The sequence below is a fragment of the Vicinamibacteria bacterium genome (genome assembly GCA_035620555.1).
Taxonomy (GTDB): domain Bacteria; phylum Acidobacteriota; class Vicinamibacteria; order Marinacidobacterales; family SMYC01; genus DASPGQ01.
The window spans coordinates 19,573-37,396 of the sequence record DASPGQ010000389.1 but is presented as its reverse complement, the minus strand read 5'-3'; the positions used below and the strand labels follow the sequence as shown (position 1 = coordinate 37,396).

At 61.8% G+C, this 17,824-nt stretch carries 11 protein-coding genes; 8 read left to right on the top strand and 3 right to left on the bottom strand.

Features of this window, described 5'->3' with window-relative positions; translation table 11 throughout:
• The 6 genes from VEK15_15885 to VEK15_15860 all read left to right on the top strand — a co-directional run.
• Positions 1-1,128: tetratricopeptide repeat protein (locus VEK15_15885; protein ID HXV62181.1), on the top strand; the 1,128-nt coding region annotated here is incomplete at its 5' end.
• Positions 1,125-1,895, top strand: coding sequence for a DUF4159 domain-containing protein (locus tag VEK15_15880; GenBank protein HXV62180.1), 771 nt, complete (start codon positions 1,125-1,127; stop codon positions 1,893-1,895). The genes VEK15_15885 and VEK15_15880, both read left to right, overlap by 4 nt.
• A gap of 35 nt (positions 1,896-1,930) precedes the next feature.
• Positions 1,931-2,968 (top strand): MoxR family ATPase, encoded by a 1,038-nt coding sequence (locus tag VEK15_15875; protein HXV62179.1) that lies wholly within the window; start codon positions 1,931-1,933, stop codon positions 2,966-2,968.
• A gap of 4 nt (positions 2,969-2,972) precedes the next feature.
• Entirely contained in the window at positions 2,973-3,893 is a 921-nt protein-coding gene (locus VEK15_15870) for a DUF58 domain-containing protein (protein HXV62178.1), read from the top strand.
• 49 nt (positions 3,894-3,942) lie between these two features.
• Positions 3,943-6,021, top strand: coding sequence for a BatA domain-containing protein (locus tag VEK15_15865; protein HXV62177.1), 2,079 nt, complete (start codon positions 3,943-3,945; stop codon positions 6,019-6,021).
• Between the two features lie 156 nt (positions 6,022-6,177).
• Positions 6,178-9,729, top strand: a complete 3,552-nt coding sequence (locus tag VEK15_15860; GenBank protein HXV62176.1) for a DUF4175 family protein — start codon at positions 6,178-6,180, stop codon at positions 9,727-9,729.
• Positions 9,730-9,754: 25 nt separating this feature from the next.
• Here VEK15_15860 and VEK15_15855 read toward each other — a convergent pair whose 3' ends face one another.
• The gene (locus tag VEK15_15855) at positions 9,755-10,852 is read right to left on the bottom strand and encodes a sugar phosphate nucleotidyltransferase (protein HXV62175.1); all 1,098 of its coding nucleotides are present in this window, start codon (positions 10,850-10,852) and stop codon (positions 9,755-9,757) included.
• 62 nt (positions 10,853-10,914) lie between these two features.
• On the opposite strand from VEK15_15855, the gene VEK15_15850 reads away from it, so the two are divergent.
• A complete protein-coding gene (locus tag VEK15_15850) occupies positions 10,915-11,904 on the top strand; it encodes an N-acetyltransferase (protein HXV62174.1) in 990 nt (329 codons plus the stop codon).
• 17 nt (positions 11,905-11,921) lie between these two features.
• Here VEK15_15850 and VEK15_15845 read toward each other — a convergent pair whose 3' ends face one another.
• Entirely contained in the window at positions 11,922-14,021 is a 2,100-nt protein-coding gene (locus tag VEK15_15845) for a hypothetical protein (protein HXV62173.1), read from the bottom strand.
• A gap of 270 nt (positions 14,022-14,291) precedes the next feature.
• On the opposite strand from VEK15_15845, the gene metK reads away from it, so the two are divergent.
• Complete coding sequence (gene metK, locus VEK15_15840) at positions 14,292-15,440, top strand: methionine adenosyltransferase (protein ID HXV62172.1); 1,149 nt, start codon at positions 14,292-14,294, stop codon at positions 15,438-15,440.
• Positions 15,441-15,517: 77 nt separating this feature from the next.
• On the opposite strand, the gene VEK15_15835 is transcribed toward metK, so the two are convergent.
• Positions 15,518-17,824 carry an LptF/LptG family permease gene (locus tag VEK15_15835; protein ID HXV62171.1) on the bottom strand — a complete coding sequence of 769 codons (2,307 nt, stop codon included), beginning with the start codon at positions 17,822-17,824 and terminating at the stop codon, positions 15,518-15,520.

The following is a 17,824-nucleotide window of genomic DNA, read 5'->3' as shown; positions in this document are numbered from 1 at the left end:
TCGGCACGACCGAAGGGCCAGTTCAACTGGGCTTCGACGCTCTGGCACGAGTTGGCGCATAGTGTGACCCTCGGCATGACGGAACACCGGGTTCCCCGATGGCTATCGGAAGGGCTTTCGGTGCTCGAGGAACGCCGGGCTCGGCCGGGCTGGGGAGACGACGTGAACCTCGGGTTTCTCGCCGCCTACAAACGCGAGAAGCTTCTTCCCATCGACGAGCTGAACAACGGCTTCATGAGGCCAACCTACCCGCAGCAGATCGGAATCTCCTACTATCAGGCCTCTCTCGTCGCCGAGCTCATCGAGAGAGATTTCGGATTCCAGGCGATCCGCGACATTCTCGAGGGCTACCGGCAAGGGCTCGCCACCAAAGACGTGTTCGGCAAAGTGTTGGGGCTTTCGCTCGAGGCCTTCGATCAGAGGTTCGAATCCTATCTCGAAGAGCGTTTCGACGCCCAGGCGAGCTCGTTGCGGCTGCCGGCGGACGACTCGAGCGGGATGACACAGGCGCCCTCGGTGGAGGAGCTCCGGGCGCGAGCGGCCGAGGACGAGTTCGACTTCATTGCCCAGCTGGAAACGGGGCGGGTGGCGTTTCGAGGCGGCGATCGTGAGACCGCGGAGAAGTACCTCGAGCGAGCCAAATCGCTCTTCCCCGAGTTCGCCGAGGAGGGAAGCCCCTATCTGCTTCTTGCGGAGATTCATGAAGAGCGCGGCGATCTGGAGCGCGCGGCGAGCGAGCTCCAGACCTTCGTGGGCCTCAACGAAAACCACTATGACGCGCACCTGAAGCTCGCCGAGCTCTACGAGAAGCTCGGCGACGCGAAGCGGGCTGCCGCCGTTCTCGAGAGCGCGGTCTATATCTATCCTTTCGAGGCCTCTACCCACCGGAAGCTCGCCGAGCTCAACCGGAACCTCGGACGCAAGAGCGACGTGGTCCTCGAACGCCGAGCGCTCCTCGCGCTCACGACGGACCGCGCCCAGGGCTACTACGATCTCGCGCGGGCCTATGAGGAGGCGGGCGATCGGGAAAGCGCCCGACGCGCATTGTTGCGCTCGCTCGAAATCGCGCCGGGCTTCAAGGAGGGGCTGGCTCTCCTGCTCGAGCTGTCGTCGGGGAGCGAGCGGTGAGAAGCCGCATCGGGATCGCGATCATCGGCCTGGTGCTGGCCTCGGTGACCACGCCCCTCGCCGCGAGTCTGCTTCGAGGCATCGACGTCCCCTACGAGAACTTCCCCTACATCGGACTCTTCACGTTCGTTCGGTTCAAGTTCGTGCCGACGCGATGGGGACGGGGTCCTTATCAATGTGGACTCGATCTGAAATGGAATCACGACTATCCCCAGGCCGAGCGGAACCTGATGACCATCCTCGAGCATCACACGACGATCCAGCCGAACATGGGCAAGGGCAACATCTACGGGCTCGACGACCCGGAGCTGTTTAGCTATCCCTGGGCCTATCTGTGCGAAGTCGGTTTCTGGATGCCGACCGACGAAGAGGCGGAAAGCCTGAGAACCTATCTTTTGAAAGGCGGGTTCCTCGTCGTCGACGACTTCATCACCGAATGGCAGTGGTACAACTTCGAAACGCAGATGCGGAAAGTATTCCCCGACTACCAGCTCGTCGAGCTGGACGTCAGCCACCCGATCTTCGATTCGTTCTTCTACATCGAGACACTCGACTTCGAGCATCCCACCTTCCCCGGCTACAAGCCGGTGTATTACGGTATCTTCGAAGACAACGATCCCGACAAGCGCCTGATGGTCATCGCCAACTACAACCACGACGTCGGGGATTACTGGGAGTGGTCGGGCACGGGCTGGGTTCCGATCGACATATCGAACGAGGCCTTCAAGCTCGGCGTCAACTATGTCATCTACGGCATGACCCATTGATTCGCCGATACCAGGCGGCGGAGAAAGGAAGACCCTTGGCTCACAAAGAAGACGACACCACGGCGCTCGAAAAAGCCGAAGACATCGATCTCGCCGATCAGCTCAAGAAGGCTTACGGAGACATCACCCGTGAGCTCCGGAAGCTCATCGTCGGTCAGGAGGAGGCGATCGAGCAGGTGCTCCTGTCCCTCTTCGTCGGCGGCAACAGCATTGTCACTGGCGTTCCCGGCCTGGCCAAGACTCTGATTGTGCACACCGTCGCTCAGGTCCTCGACCTGAAGTTCGCCCGCATCCAGTTCACCCCCGACCTCATGCCCTCGGACATCACCGGCACCGATCTCGTGCAGGAGGATCCCCAGACCGGAAGGCGGGAGCTCGTCTTCATGCCCGGTCCGATTTTCAACAACATCGTCCTCGCCGACGAGATCAACCGGACCCCTCCCAAGACCCAGTCGGCGCTGCTCGAGGCCATGCAAGAGCATCGCGTCACCATTCAGGGCCGTACCTACACGCTGGAGGAGCCCTTTTTCGTCTTCGCCACCCAGAACCCCATCGAGCTCGAGGGCACCTACCCGCTTCCCGAAGCCCAGCTGGATCGGTTCATGTTCAACATCATCATCGACTACATGCCCCTGGAGGACGAGCTCGAGGTTGTCCGCAACACGACCGCGGTTCAAGACTATGAATTCGCGAACGTCGTGACCGGCGAGGACATACTCGCTTTTCAGACTCTCGTACGAAAGGTGCCCGTCTCGGACGCGATCATGCGATACGCCGTGAGCCTCGCCCGGACCTCGCGACCGGGATTCGAGGGGGCCCCCGACTTCGTGAACAAGTGGGTCGAGTACGGTGCGAGCGTTCGCGCCGCCCAATACATCGTTCTGGGAGCCAAGGCCCGTGCCCTCATGCGGGGTCGCTATCACGTCAGCTACGAGGACGTTCGTGCCCTTGCCCGCCCGGTGTTTCGCCATCGGATTCTGATCAACTTTCATGCCCAGTCGGAGCGGGTGACTTCCGAGAAAATCGTGGACCAGCTGCTGGACGCCGTGCCGGTATCGAAATCCCAGATGTAGCTCGATGGCCAAAAGGTCGGCAATAGAGAACGAGAGACTGGGTCGCTTCGTCGAGCCCAAGGTTCTCGCCAGAATCTCCAATCTCAATCTTCTGGCCAGAAGTGTCGTGCAGGGCTTCATCAGCGGGCTGCATCGCTCGACCTATCTCGGCCGGTCGGTGGATTTTGCCGAGCACCGGGCCTATATGCCCGGCGACGATATCCGACAGATCGATTGGCGTCTGTTTGCCCGCACCGACCGTTTCTACGTCAAGGAGTTCGAGGCCGATACGAACACCAGCTTGACTCTGCTCCTGGATGTTTCCCGGTCGATGAATTTCGGAAGCGAAGGCATTACCAAGCTGGACTACGCTCGTTATCTCGCGGCGTCTTTGGCCGTGTTCTCGCAGAAGCAGCGGGATCGGATCGGACTCGTCACATTCGACGAGGACATCGTCGATTTCGTGCCCCCCTCGGCCAAGCATCTCGAGATCGTGCTGCACGTTATCGACCGGTTGAAATCCGTCGGCGCGAGCAACTACGCCAAGCCCCTGGTCAAAGTAGCCGAGGCCATCCACCGTCGCGGAATCGTGGTTCTCATTTCCGACCTCTACGACGAGCCAGAATCGATCCTCGACTCGGTCAAGGGCCTGCGCTACAAGGGCAACGATCTCATCGTCTTCCACGTGCTCGACCCCGCGGAGCTTAGCTTCCCCTATGACGACGCCGCCAATTACCGGGACATCGAATCGGGTGAGGCCGTTCCCATCATCCCAGATTATCTCCGCGAGGAGTACCGTCGCCTCGTCCAGGACCACGTTTCGCGACTGACGAGAACGCTGGGAGACAACCGAATCGACTACTCGCTCTTCGATACCTCGGTTCCTCTGGACTATGCTCTGTTCCACTACCTCGCGACCCGCGAGCGGCTGACGAGAACGAGATGATGACGAACGCTGGAGCCTCGGGAAGAGTCTCGACGACGAACTAAGGACGATGATGACGTTTCTTTCACCATTGTTTTTCCTCGGTGCCCTGGCCCTGGTAGTGCCGGTCATCATTCATCTCACCCATCGCGAGAAGAAGGACGTCGTCGAGTTTCCCTCGCTCATGTTCCTTCGCCGCATCCCCTATCGTTCCGTTCGCCGGCAGAAGCTCAGACACCTTCTCCTGTTCGCTCTTCGCTGCCTGGCGTTGCTTCTTCTGGTGCTCGCTTTTGCCCGGCCGTTTTTCGAGTCACCCCTAGGAGCGTCCGCCTCGCCTCTGGGACCGCGGGAAACCGTGCTCCTCGTCGATAATTCCTACAGCATGGGTTATCGGGATCGACTGGCTGAAGCGAAAGCCGAGGCGCGCTCCCGGATCGAGTCGCTCGATCCCAACGACCGCGTCTCCCTGATCGTGTTCTCCAACCGTGCCGAGATCATGAATCAGCCCACGTCCGATCGTGAGTCGGTCCTCTCGCTGGTGGATGCCATCGAGCTTTCGGACCGCACGACGCGTTACGAGCCCGCGTTCAAGCTGGCGAAGAAGATTGTGGACGAGTCGGACCGAAACAACCGGGAAGTGGTTCTCGTCTCCGATTTCCAGCGTAACGGATGGGAAGGTGACGAAGACGTTTGGCTTCCCGCGGGTACCTCGCTCATTCCAGTGAATCTGAGCACCGAGGCGACGGAGAATCTCTCCGTCACCGAAGTCGTCCTCGAACGCGACAGTCAATCGGGGCGCGAGCGCCTCACCGCTTCGGCGCGAGTTGCCTTCGCGGCGCCAGCCGATGCGGTGCCCGCTTCCCGCCGCGCTCACGTGGAGCTGAACGGCCGCTCTGTCCAGTCGAAGCCCTTCGAGCTGAATCCCAACACATCTTCGATCGTGAGCTTCGAGCCGTTGACGCTCCCCGCCGGGGTCGCCCGAGGCACGATTCGAATCGACGACGACGATCTGATCGCGGACGACACCTTTCATTTCGTCGTATGGCCCGGCCAGGCGCTCTCCGTCTTGCTGGCGGAAGGGAGCTCTGGACGCGCCGAGCGGCAGCGTCTCTACATCGAGCGGGCGCTCGAGATCGGCGATCGGCCATCCTTCAGCGTCGTTGCGAGACCGATGGGTCAGCTGAGGGCTTCCGATCTAACCGGCAAGGACGTCGTGCTGCTCAACGATGTCTCCTCGGTGAGCGATGAGGCCGCCACTCTGCTCGATCGCTTCGTCCGCGGGGGAGGGGGGCTGATCGTCGTCCTCGGAGAGGCGAGCGGACCCGATGCGTTCTCGAAAGCGGCCTCGAGGCTGCTTCCCGCTCCATTGGCCGGCGTCGTGGATCGTGCGCGTGATTTCGGGGGGACCTTGTCCTATCTCGACTACGGAAGCCCGGTTTTCGAGCTCTTCTCCGCTCCCCACAGCGGCGATTTCTCTTCGGCGAAGTTCTTTCGCTACCGCGCGTACGCCGCCACCATCGGCCACGGCGTCCTCGCTCGCTTCGATGATGGCGCCCCCGCCTTGCTCGAGAGCAAGCTCGACGACGGTCGCATCCTCGTGTGGTCGTCCACCCTCGATACGTTCTGGAACGATCTCGCGCGGCAACCGGTGTTCCTTCCCTTCGCCCATCAACTCGTGAAGTACGCAGCGGGATACACCGAGGCCAATCCGTGGCATTCGGTGGGCGAAGTGACTGACCTCACGCGGTACTGGAAGATGATGGCAGAAAAGCCGGGGGAAGGGGAGCTTCTCGTCACGACTCCGTCGTCGGTGACACGAGCCATCGTCCCCGACGAGGGCCGTCCACTGGTGACGCTCGACGAGCAGGGTTTCTACGAGATACGTCTCGCGGGAACGTCACCGAGCGCGTCGACGAGCTTGGCGTCCAATCTCGATTTAACCGAATCGGATCTCGCCACCCTGGATCCTCAAGAGCTCGTCGCCGCGATAACCTTTCACGACACCTCGGGACCGGCCGAGGGTTCGGTGAGTCAAACACCCGCGGAGCAAGAGAATCGCCAGTCCAACTGGTGGTATCTCCTCGTCGTTGCCTTCGCGATCCTGGCCTGCGAAACGATCCTGTCGAACCGATTGTCGCGTTCGGCCTGAGGCCGGTACCGGGCTCGTGAGGAGGTGCCGTGCCCGCTTCCATCGCTTCACGGTCGCGGAGCGGAACCGGAGCGCGGCAACACCCAAACTGGTTATACTAGAGAGAGTTGGGCGTGGCGTCGCGCGCCCAGGGAGGCACCAACTGGTGGAGAATCCATGAACAGCACCCTCGCCGACGAGTATACCGAGCTCATCCGAGTCATTCGGAGCGTACGCAACCGATGGCGATTGAGGAATGCGCTCAAGGGAGTCGCTTTTCTCATCGTGTTCGGTCTTTCGGCCTTTGCGATCTCAGCTTACGGAATGGAGTATTTCCGTTACAGCGCCTGGTCGGTGCGGTTGTTTCGGATATTCACCTACATGGCGTTGCTGGGGCTTGCCCTGCGCTTCCTCGTGCGCCCCCTCGCCAAGCGAGTCACGAACCATCAGGTCGCCCTCTATATCGAGGAGCACGATCCGTCGCTCAAGGAGGCGGTCTCGAGCGCCGTCGAGATGGGGAGCAGCGAAGAGGGTCGCGCCCGCCAATCGTTGTCGCCCGCCTTCATCAAGAAGCTAATCGAGCAAACCGTCGATCGATGCGAGGCGATCGACGATGGGCAGAGCATCGAGCGGGACGCGTTGAGAAGGAGCTCCGCGGTTCTGACCGCCGTCGCCGTGGCGGGAATGATAGCCGTTCTGCTCAGCCCCGCGTTCATGAGGTACGGTGCCGGCTTGCTTTTGAACCCGATGCGGAGCGCGCAGGCGGCCAGCCCCTACATGATCCTCGTGGATCCCGGCGACGTCGGATTGGCTCGCGGCGCCGATCAGCTGGTGACCGCGGAGCTGTCTGGATTCGATTCCGCCGAAACGGAAATCGGCTTGAAGTCGGATGGGGAGAACGACTGGAAGCGCTGGCCGATGACCCGGGACGAGGAAACGGGACTGTACCACTTCATGTTGTTCGACCTCGATTCCGCGACCGAATACTTCGTCGAGTCGAACGGGGTTCGCTCCGACATGTTCCGCATCGAGGTTTCCGACCTTCCTTACGTGCGGCAGATCGACATCGAGTACCACTTTCCCGACTATACCGGCCTTTCACCCCACCGGGTGGAAGACGGCGGTGACGTCGCCGCGCTTCGAGGGACCGAGGTGCGACTCGAGATCCAGAGCACCGTCAGGGTCGCGGGAGGCATCCTCCAGCTCGAGGAACAAGAGCCGGTTCCCCTCGAGATCCGCGACGACGGAATCTTGACGGCGAGCTTCGAAGTTCGAAACGACACCTTCTATCACATCGAGCTCGAGGCGTTCGACGGGACGTTGCAGGCGGCATCACCTGACTACGCCGTCGAGGTCCTCAAGGATCAACCCCCATCGGTGACGATCCTCAGACCGGGGCGAGACACGAAAGTCAACCCCATCGAAGAGGTCTTCACCGAGGTGAAGGGCGAAGACGACTACGGCCTGGCGAAGCTCGAAATCGTCTATTCGGTCAACGGAGGCGACGAACGGATCGTCACCCTCCACGACGGGGCGGGAAAGAGGGAGTTCTCCGCGGGGCACACGTTCTTCTTGGAGGAGTTCGGGCTCACCCCGGGTGATTTCGTGTCCTATTATGCTCGGGCGACCGACAGCGACTACGTAGGCGGGCCGCAGACGGCGACGACCGATATCTATTTCATCGAGGCTCGGCCTTTCGACCGGCGTTACAGCCAGGCTCAGGGTGGCATGCCGGGTGGCGGTGGCGGCGCGGGAATGGAGGGAACGCTGTCCATTCGTCAGCGACAGATCGTTGCCGCCACGTTCAAGCTCATCCGCGACCGGAAAGAGTACGAGAAGCGCGACTGGGAGGAGAACGTTACCACCGTGGCGCTGATGCAGGGGCGGCTCCGGGAGCAGGTCGAGAACCTCCTCAGGCGGATGAACAATCGAGGCATAACCCAGATGGACGGCGACTTTGCCACGATCAGCGAGTCGCTGCGAAAGGCCATCGAGGAGATGGGGCCTGCAGAGGAGAAGCTTACGGCCAAGGACCCCGATGCGGCTCTTCCTCCCGAGCAGCGTGCGCTCCAGCACCTGCAGCGTGCCGATGCCGTTTTCCGAGACGTCCAGGTCAGTTTCGACGGCGGTGGCGGCGGAGGTGGTGGCCAAGCGGCTTCCGCCGAAGATCTTGCCGATCTCTTCGAGCTCGAGCTCGACAAGCTTCGAAACCAGTACGAGACCGTCCAGCGGGGTCAGCAGCAGTCCGTCGACAATGAAGTGGACGAAGCCTTACAGAGACTGCAGGAGCTCGCCCGGCGCCAACAGCAGGAGAACGAGAGGCTGAGACGTCAAGCCAATCGTCTTCGCAATCAAATGGGCGGTGGAGGTGGCGGCTCGCAGGGCGAGCTCGCCGACGAGACCGAGGAGCTGGCGAGGCGCCTCGAGAAGCTCGCCCGGGAGCACTCTCTCCCCGACCTCATGGACACGGCACGCAGGCTTCAGCAGGCCGCCGATTCGATGCGCCGTACCGGAGCCCGGGGAGACGACGGCGCCCTCGCAGAGGGCCTTGCGGCCCTGGACAAGCTCAAGGATGCGCGGCGGCTATTGGACAAGAATCGATCGGTGAGACTCGAGCGCGACATGCAGGAAGCCGCCGACCAGCTTCAAAGGATCCGGACCCAGCAGGAGCACGTCCGCTCCGACGTCGAGAAACTTCCGGCCGACGGGGCCGACCGGGGCGAGCGCTTGCAGCGGATCTTCGAAAGAAAGGACGAGCTCGCCGACCAGGTCGAGAGCCTGGAATCGCAACTCGATCGAATGGCGCGCGAGTCCCGCGGCGACGAGAAAGAGGCCTCGCGCAAGATCCAGGAGGCGGCCAATTCGATCCGGGATACGAAACTGAAGGAGAAGATTCGTTACTCGAAGGGCGTCGTTCAAGGTCGCTCCCCGGAGTATGCCCAGAACTTCGAACAGCTGATTGGAGAGGACATCGAGTCTCTCGCGAACGAGCTCGGTGAAGCCGCGTCATCGATTGGCAAGTCGGATGAGACCAAAGTCACCGAAGCCATCGATCAGACGAGAGATCTGGTGCGCAACCTGGAATCGCTGTCCGAGCGCATTCGCGACCGAACGGGTGATACCGGTTCCGCGGAAGATCGTCCGGGAGAACGACGGCTCAACGAGCCGGGAGCCGAAGGAGAAACTTCCCGCGATGCCAATCAGGGAGAGCCCTCCGGCAGCCCCGGCGATGGGCAGCAGACGGGGCAGGAGTCAGATTCACCGGGACAGGGCGCGCAATCCGGTGAAGGCGCCAGCAGCCCGGCCGACGGCCCGAATGGGCCGGGCATGATTGGACCGGGTGCGCGCGGCGGGCCGAGCTACCAGCCGGGAACGTTCTCAACCGAGGAGATCCGGCAGCTCCGCCGCGAGTTCCGGGAGCGCGTGACCGACGCGGAGTCTCTGAGACGTGAGCTCGCGCGCCAGAACCTGGAGGTTCCCGATCTCGGGGAGATCATCCGGAGGATGGAGGAGTTCGACCGGAAACAGATCTATCTCAATCCTCTCGGGCTCGAGCAGCTGGAAGAGGAAGTCCTCACCGAGCTCAAGCAATTCGAGTATTGGCTCAGACGGGAGCTCGAAGGCATCGGCGATGAGGAGCTCTTCCTCGCGGGCTCGGAGCAGGTGCCCGCGGAGTACAAGAAGCTCGTCGAGGAGTACTTTCGCTCGCTGTCGCGGGACCGGAACTGAGGACGAACGCGTCTCGTAACGCCGGCTAGATTAGTCTGCCTGCGGGGACTACGCGCCCGGGTTCGATTACGCGATCGTCGCCGACGATCGAGCCGAGTCGAGCGATTTCGGGCACCACCGTCTTGCCGTTGACGTCGATGGAGAGCTCCGTTCCCGGCCGCGCCGGCAGCTTCGTCCCTTCGCCGACACGTACTCGAGCACCGAGGACCGAGCTCGTAATCGTCGATCCGGCGCCAATCCGCACCCCCTCGAAAGTCACGACGTTGTCCAGTATCGCGCCTTCACCGATGCTCGTGCCCTCGCCGATCGCGGAGGGACCAATCAATCGAACCCCGCGTCCCACGGCCACGCCGTCACCGATGAACACCGGCCCCTCGATCTCGACGTCGGCGAGAGTACGTTCCTGGCGCTCGATACCGATTCGCTCGACCCCCAACGGATCGTTCCAGAGCTGGTTCATGGTCTGCAGGACATCCCAGGCATAGGTGAGGGGCATCCACAGATTCCGGATGGGGCATGGGTGAACCCGCTCGCGAGAAGCGAGGAGGAGGACCCAGTCGGGCAGCTCGAGCTCGCCCCGAACGCTCGGCGCGACCTCTTCCAGCAACGCCAAATCGTCGTGCTCGACGCAGTAGGCGCCTACGCTGCACCAGGCATCTGGCGGAGGGTTTCGTGGCTTTTCCACGATGTCGACGATTCGATCGTCCTCGATGGTGACGACGGCTCGGTTCTGAGGGTCCTTCGCTCGCGTGACCAGAAGACCTCTGCCGCCGACAGTGAGCGTTTCGAGATCGTCTCGGTGGTAGAAGTCGTCGCCGTTCAGCACGACCGTGGGACCGGTGAGAAAGGGCTTGGCCGCGATCAGTGCGTGGGCCGTGCCTCGCTGCTCGGTCTGCTCGACGTAGAGGAGTCGCCGCCCTTCGTAACTGGATCCAAAATGCCTCTCGATTTGATGCCGGCGGTAGCCCACGACGAGCAGCACCTCCCCGACGTTCTCTGGAAGCTGCCGGAGCTGGTGCTCGAGAAGAGGCCGTCCCCAAATCGGAATCAGGGGTTTCGGCCGATTGAGTGTCAGTGGGTAAGTTCGCGTGGAGCGACCGGCCGCCAGGATCACGGCCTGCATCGAAGACGAGTCTCTGCGGGAAACGCTCGACATGCTTTCAGGATACAATGAAGACGTTTTCCATGAGCACCGTCGCCCCTCGTCCATCGGTCGCAAGCCTCCAGGTCGCCGACCTCCGTTCGCTCCCTTCGACTGAGCTCGAACGCTTCTGGAAACTGGAGATCGCCATCTGGCGTGAGCAACTCGAATGGGATGTGAGCGCGGCGGTGGCATCGCTTCGTCAGGCGTTCGAGCGGGGAAGCCTGCGAGGCAAAGCGGTGCGCATCGGCGCCAGGACGTCGGCCTTCGGGTACTATCTCGTGGAAGGCGATCGCGCCGTCGTCTCGGGTCTCGGCGTCGTACCCGACGAACGGCCAATGGATGGGTGGAGTCGAGGTGACCTGGCACATATGCTGTTGAGCTCACTCCTGGGCGAGCTGCGGGCACGCCGTATCCGCCGGATCGAGAGCCAGCTGATCACGCCCGATGCTTCCTGGCTCGTCTCCTCTTTCCAGCGCGAGGGATTCAGACTCCATTGGCGCGATTTCCATCGACTCCCGCTCGAGCGTTTTCGCGTGGTCGCGGCCCAGGGTGACGGCGCGCCGTGCTTGCAACTCTTTCGAGCCTGGAACCTCTCCGAGGCATCGGATCTCATGCAGGGGGCTCACCGGGGTGGCGTCGACGCCGAGATGAACGAGCTGTACCGCACGAACTGCGGTTGCCGAAAACTGTTGAACAATATTCTACGCCAGCGGGGCTGCGGAGCGGCGATTGTGGAAGCGTCGGCGATGGCGCGACACCGCGTCAGCGACCGGGCCATGGGGTTCTGCCTCGTGACCGAAACGGCGCGGCACAAAGCCCATCTTGCCCAGCTCGCCGTCGCGCCCGACTTCCAGCGTCGGGGAGTTGGCCGCGCCCTGATCGGCCACGCCGCCGCCCGGCTCTCGAGCCTGGGTTACGAAACGCTTTCACTCATGGTTTCGAGCGGCAACGCCGCCGCGGCGGAGCTCTATCGCTCCGTCGGGTTCGAACCCGCCTTTCGATTCCCGGTTTTCAGCTGGGAGCGCGCCTAGCCAGGCTGCATGACACTTCAAAGACCCGCTGAGCTCGAAAAGCTCCCGAGAAGCTCGATGGTCGTGAGCTCGGGTTGCTCTCCGTCGAGCCCATGAAGGCGGAGTCTGAGGCGGTGCTCCCACACGTCTTCGACGACCACCGTCTGGGTACCGTCCTGCGGTGTTCGTAGAAGCCCGAGCACGAGCTCGCTCACTGCGGGCCAGTCCGGGGGCGTCGCGAATCGTGTCTCGGGCCCCTCGTTTCCACCGGAATCTCCGAGAACTTCGACGCGCTCGACCGGCACTCGTGGCGCCGAGCCATAGTGCAGGCGAATCGCTCGTAGCCGGGACGTTCGGGGAAGCTCGATGTCAAAGCTGAGCAGACCTTCTTCTCCACGCCCTCGATGAGGCTCGATGACGACGAGCGTCTGCCAATCCGTCGTCGCCTGCACCGAGGTTGTCTCTCCATCGGAAACGACCTCGAACACCAGCTCTTTTCCAAAATCACGCACCGGCAGGAGAGCATCTCGATGGTCCGGCAGCGTTCGCAGGATCCGGAGGAGAGTGGGTCTTCTGAAAGCGGGCAGGTGGAGTACGACGTACTTCACATCGAGTGATCTCAGCAAGGCGATCGCATCCGAGGAAGGGAATCGTTGCAGCGCGATCTTCATCCATTGGTGGGACACCGGGATGAAGCCGCTGTCGCCGTTGAGGGTGGATCGGAAACCGTGGTGTCGGGCCCAGAACATGTACCTGGTGTCGATGACCTTGAAGGGAAGCTCGGCGATCGGGCCGGGTCCCGCTTCGGCGAGCCAACGGTAGACCTCGGGAGGCTCGTCGGCGTGGGGCTGAAAGTCATAGGGGAGCGTCACCGACTCGGCGACGAAGAAGAGAGCAATCCCCCCGGCCACGAGCCTTCGGGTGCGTTGGCGATGCATTGTCTCGAACAGCCATGAGATGGCGTAGCCCGACAGGACGGTGAGCGTGAAAAGAGGCAGGAGCCCGAATCGAGTGAGTGCTCGGAGACCCCGGAAGAAAACCACATGCTCGTAGAGGAAGGGATAGAGCGGAAGACGAGGACCCAGCGACACGGCAACGCCGACCACAAGGATTGTGGTGTAGCACAGCAAGATCGAGCGCCGTCCCGGGCGCCGGGCGAGATCCCAGGCGCCAACGACGCCGAGACCGAGAACAGTAAATCCGGGAAAGAGATAGTCGGTGACTTCGCGCCCCCGGAGGAGGACCTCCAATGCCGGACGGTAGAGACGAGCCCCGGACGCTGCGTAGGACCAGGCGGTGGCGGAAAGCGACGCCATCCCCTCGAGATCCCACTCGACGCCCAGTTCCCGATTGACCCATAGGTAAGGGACCGCGAACGGAACGAGCAGGACGGCGGCGGCTCCGAGGGAGAGCACAATTGCGAGGACATCGCGTCCTTCGAGGCGGGCGAAAGGAGTGAGAGTCACGAGCCCGACCGAGAGTGCGACGGCGGCGATGGCACCCAGATAGGTTCCTGCCAGAGCTTGGAGCACGAAAAAAGCGCTCAGCCCGACAAGAAATATCCGTCGTCTCGTGAGAAGAAATCGATGAAGGCTCAAGAGCAACAGAGGAAGGAAGGCGTAGAGCTGCATCTGGATATGAGGAAGTCGGTTGAAGCGAAAAGGTGCGAACGAGAAGAATAATCCCGCGAGCAGCGCTGCGGCATGACTCCCAGTGAGCGTTTTCGCGAGCCAGTACATGGCAAAGGCGGAGAACCAGATGTAGCCGAGGAGCAGGAGGTTGGTGGTCAGCGTCAGGTCGTCGCTGAGCGTGAGGAGCGGAAAGGCGAGCAGGCCATGCAGCGTCAAGTGCTCGGAAAAGGCCAGCGAATGAGGAAGGGGGTAGAACGTATTCGCTTCGAACAGCCGGAGGGGATCGTGTGTGAGCTGGTGAGATACCCACGATATGGCCCAGGCGTTCAACCGCGCGTCTCCGTTGTCGAAGCGGGAAAGGCTGCTCGGCTGCGTCGCCAGTGGATAGGTAAGGATGAGCGTCGCGACGGCAAAGAGCACTGCGGCTTCCAACTGCATCCGCAGCCGGGTCTTGGTGACCGGTGGCGCGATGGGATCGGAATCGTGCCGCGGGACGCGGGCTCCCATTCCCCGAGAGGCTCTGGGGGAAATCGCGAGCCCTCCGGGTCCGTTCGTCCTGGGCACCTTTGGATTCAATCGTATACCGTCCGGTGATTCAAGTAGCGTTGATCTCCCCGTGGCGTTGTGATAGAAGTATGCGTTTTGTCACCAGCTCGTGACATCTGGACGAGCTCCGTTCCGACTTGATTCGCCTATTGACGACCGCATATTCAGCCAAGACGGTGCTCGTTCCAAGAGTTTCCTCGGAAATAGTTGGAACGGCACGAGGAGGACCGGATGAGCCAGGAGGGTAGACATCTCTTCACGTCAGAGTCGGTGACCGAGGGGCACCCCGACAAGATCGCCGACCAGATCTCCGACGCCATTCTGGATACCCTGATCGCTCAAGATCCCGATTCACGAGTGGCCTGCGAGACGCTCGTGACCACGGGTATCGCCATCATTGCCGGTGAGATTACCAGCAAGTCTTACGCGGATTTGCCCAAGATCGTCCGTGACACCATTCGGGACGTTGGCTACACCCGAGCCAAGTTCGGTTTCGATTACGAGACTTGCGCGGTGCTTTCTACCATCAACGAACAATCGCCCGACATCGCCATGGGTGTCGACCCCGGGGGAGCCGGCGACCAAGGGCTGATGTTCGGATACGCCTGCGACGAAACGGACGAGCTGATGCCCATGCCCATCATGCTTGCCCACAAGCTCGTTCGACGATTGAGTGAAGTCCGCAAGAGCGAGATCCTCGATTATCTGCGTCCCGACGGCAAGAGCCAGGTGACCGTCGAGTACGATAACGGCCGGCCCGTCAGGGTCGACACCGTCGTTGTTTCCTGCCAGCACAGCAATCTCGTGAAGATCGAGACCCTCCGCGAGGAAATCGAGCAACATGTCATCCGCGCCGTCGTCCCCGCCGAGTTTCTCGACGCGGCTACGAAGTATTTCATCAACCCCACGGGGCGCTTCGTGGTGGGCGGACCCCAGGGTGATTGCGGCCTCACCGGACGCAAGATCATCGTGGACACTTACGGCGGGGTGGGAAGCCACGGGGGCGGAGCGTTTTCCGGCAAGGACCCGACGAAAGTCGATCGGTCGGCGTCGTACATGTCGCGGTACATCGCCAAGAACATCGTGGCCTCGAAGGTGGCGAAGAAGGTCGAGGTGCAGCTCGCCTACGCGATCGGTGTCGCCGAGCCCGTCTCGGTCATGATCGATACTTTCGGCACTGGCCAGGTCGGTGAGCGCAAGCTCTCTCGGCTCGTTCGCGAGATGTTTCCTCTCCGGCCGAAGGACATCATCGATCATCTCCAGCTCAAGAGACCCATCTTCAAACAGACGGCCGCCTACGGTCATTTTGGGCGCAACGAGCCCGACTTCACCTGGGAGAGAACCGACAAGGCGGAAGAGCTGCGAAAAGCGGCGATCTGAGACTCCGCCCCGCGATCAAGCACTTCGGCGGGGAACGTCCCACCGGGCCTCGCGGCGCCGATGAGTCGGCGCCAGGCTCAAGTCCTCACGTTGAACAATCCGTAGAGCGCGGCCACGCCGAACAGCAAGTTGGGTGACCAGGCGGCAATCGTCGACGGGAGCATGGCGGTATCGCCCATGAAGGCGAAGACCCGAGTCGTCACGTAGTACGACAGCCCGATCGTGATGGCGATGCCAATTCCGTAGAGTGCTCCCTTCTTGCCCGGTGTGAACGAGAACGGTATGCCGATCAGAACCGTTACCATGGCCGCGAGTGGGAACGAGAATTTCGCCTGCCGGGCGACTTCGAGGGGCACGACGTCGAATCCAGCTCGTTTCAGATCCTCGATGTAACGCGTCAGCTCGACGTAGGTCATCTGATCCGACCGCTTCTCCTCCTTTACGAAGTACGAGGGAGGCTCCATGTTGCGAACGAGGAGCTCGTCGAAGCGTTCGATTCTACCTCCGGCGGTGAAGTCGCGCCGCCAGCCGCGTTGTAGGCTCCATCCGCCGGCCTCCGATTCCCAGATTGCCTGGTGCGCATAGTATCGCTCGCGAATACCGAACGGCTCGTTGGCGAATCGATAGATGGCCAGTCCGTTGAAAATCTGCCGCGATGCGTCGTAGTAGGCGTAATTGTAGATGTGCTGGGCTCGACCCATCATCCACCGGCGATCGAGGACGTTGTGCGAGCCGACCGGGCGCCGTTTGATCTCGTCCAAGATCTCGGAAACGCGGCGGTTGGCGAAGGGGAGCACGTACTCCTGTATGGCGAAACATGCACCGCTGACGAGGGCGCCGGACAGAACAACGGGAATGGCGAGTCGGTACAGACTGACGCCGCCGGCTTTCGCCGCGGTCAACTCGCTGGTCTTGGTCAGGATCGCGAAGCACACGAGAGTGGCCATGAGTGTCGCCAGCGGCAGCATGTGAAACAGTATCTGGGGCTGGGCGAAGAAGAGATACTGGAATACGAGCTTGCCCATGACGTTGTTCTCGAACGCATCGGCGATGACGTCGATGAGGAGGCCGAGTACGTAAACGACGACGAGTGCCGCCAGAATCAAGGCGAAATAGCGCGCGAACTCGCGCGCGACGTAACGGTCGAGTGTGTTGGGGAAACGAATGTCGATCCGGGGTATTCGGACGACGACCACCGGCGGTGAGGGCGGCCGCTCGGACCTCGGCCGCCGGCGAGCGAGGCGGCGGACGAGCGAAGCCGCGGCGGCCAGGCGCCCGTGGGATCCTCCGGTCTCGCGTGCCGCGCGTACCAGAAGGAACACCGCACCCAGGCCCATCACGAAGTTGGCGGTCCACATACCGAGAAGGGGAGAGAGACGCCCATGTCTGGCCATACTCTCGCCGATGTCGATGAGGACGTAGTAGAAGAAGATAATCGCCAGACTTACGACGAACCCCCAAGAGCGTCCATCCCTACGATTTCGGATTCCCAGCGCGAGTCCCATCACGCCGAAGACGAAACATGCGAACGGAATGGAGAACTTCTTGTGGATCTCCGTCAGGTAGATGGGAAGCTTCGTTTCCGCGTAAGAGGCCCGGAGCTCGGCCAGGCCGAGCTCGCGCGCACCGCGAGGAACGTCGATGTCCTCGGGGGGGAAGAAAGTCTGGGTTGGAAGCGGCAGCCAGATCTCGCGCGAAACCTGGCGCTGGTAGTCATCGGGTTGATTCTGCGAGACCTGATGGACCTCGGAGTCCTCCAGATAGAATGTCACCGTTCTCTTCACCGAGTCGACGAGGAGCCGTCCGCGTTCGGCGAAGGTGACCCGAGGAGTCTCGGGCCGAGAGAGGTCGGCCACGATCACGTTCTCCCAGGCGTCCGAACTGGTCGGTGTATCGAGGGCGAGAAACATGTAGTTGGGAAACAACCTGTCGTAGAAGACCCGGGGGCGAATCTCCGTTCCCGCCTGAGACGTCATCACCTGAAAAATGAGTTGGCGCACTCGCTGGTTGGAGTCGGGAAGAACCGCGATGATGAGATGAGAAGTCAAGAGCCATGCCGAGGCGGCGGCGAGAGTGATGGGGACGAGAAGTCGGTAGAGACTCACGCCGCTCGCGCGCATGGCGACGATCTCGCTGTCGGCCGCGAGTCGTCCGAGGGCGATCAGCACGCCGAGCAGAAATCCCATCGGAATGGTGAGGCAGAGAACGCTGGGCAGCAGGTTCAGGAATATGCCCAGGGTCTCGCCGAAAGTCGCCGACTGCGTGACGAGGCTCTGAGCGAAACGCAAGATCTCGTTCAGCATGAGGACGAAGGTGAAGACTCCAATTCCCAGGAGGAAGCTCGGGGTGACTTCTCGCAGGACGTAACGATCGAGAATACGCAT